The sequence below is a fragment of the Bradyrhizobium ingae genome, assembly GCF_055791185.1.
In genome coordinates this window covers 1-557 of record NZ_JBVUBB010000109.1, presented here as the reverse complement: position 1 = coordinate 557, position 557 = coordinate 1, and the positions used below count along the sequence as shown (strand labels likewise).

Below are 557 nucleotides of genomic sequence, written 5' to 3'. Positions count from 1 at the left end.
GCCGTATGGGATAAGCCGGTCATCGTGGCAGGCTCAATTGATCGGGAGGAACGGATCCGGGCTGTGGTGTCGGCGGGCGCCGACGGTTTTACGGTCGGCACGGCGGCATTCGACGGCGTGTTCCCGACATCCGGTAATCTGATGGGGCAGATCGATTACGTCCGGATGATGCTGTCGCGACCCTGACGCAGAGTCGGGTGGGAAGAATGACAGCCTTAAAAGAGAAAAGGCTAATGGCTCCGCCCTCGCGCCGGCAAGGGTTCGCGTCAGCGCGCTGACGCCAGCCGATGGGGTGTCCCCGATCTTCCTGCGCTGCGCTCCGTGCAGATATGGCGATACCCCTCCCCATCGGCCGCCCTTGCCGTTGCTACCCCGCTGCTCGCCGCGAGGCAGAGGAACAGCGGGGGCTGTTCCTCGCGGAACAAAGAGCAAAGACCATGACCGGTAACACCACCACGGCGACCGATTTCCGCAACACCATCCTCAACGGTGACAGCGTCCAGCTTATGCGGAGGCTGCCCCGCAATGCGGTGGATTTCATCCTGACAGACCCGCCT

General features: G+C 63.0%; 1 pseudogene. It reads left to right on the top strand.

The window, feature by feature from the left end:
- A pseudogene (locus ACV1FX_RS41765) lies at window positions 1-186 on the top strand (4-hydroxythreonine-4-phosphate dehydrogenase); the annotation flags it as partial.
- Window positions 187-557: the final 371 nt, after the last annotated feature.